The sequence below is a fragment of the Collinsella sp. Sow4_E3 genome (genome assembly GCF_052116285.1).
GTDB lineage: Bacteria > Actinomycetota > Coriobacteriia > Coriobacteriales > Coriobacteriaceae > Collinsella.
Map to the genome: position 1 here is coordinate 1 of NZ_JBQKLJ010000104.1, position 520 is coordinate 520.

Here is a 520-nt window from a genome sequence, read left to right on the forward strand (position 1 = left end):
CTTCTCGGGTCATATTAAACTTGATGATATCCGAGATTGGTTTTTCATCATCAACGATAAGAATTTTCTTCATGAGTCTCTGTTCCTTTGGTTTTCTTAAGCTATTATAGCAAATCTTTGCGTTTTTTTCATTTTTTAGATATGCTTCTTCCAGATGTCACACTTATTTCTTCAAAAATACAAGATTTTTCTTTTTATTTTGTGATTTTTTTCATATACTAGTAAAAAAGCTTTCTTTTTTAAGGAGTAAGTATGAAAACTAGCAGACATTGGAAATTAGAAACCTTTATCGTCGCAGTCTCTTTTCTAGTCATCCCTCTCATTTACCTTTTATTTTCACCCTTTTTTGGTCAAATTCTCTTTGTGCCTCTAGTTTATACTATCCTTCCCATCTTAGTGATTAAACGTTACGGTTATCTCTTCTATTATCCCTTAGGTGTCAGTTTAATTTATAGCCTCTTTTTGTTGATTCTTTCTTGGACATGGCCGCTCGATTTCAGTCTAATTCCCTTAGCTTTTG

The 520-nt window shown here is 32.3% G+C and carries 1 protein-coding gene; it reads left to right on the top strand.

Going from position 1 to position 520, the window contains the following annotated elements:
- Positions 1-252 precede the first annotated feature (252 nt).
- Positions 253-520, top strand: a 268-nt coding sequence (locus ACTQ48_RS11480) for a hypothetical protein (protein WP_441571053.1), incomplete at its 3' end; no start/stop codon positions are given.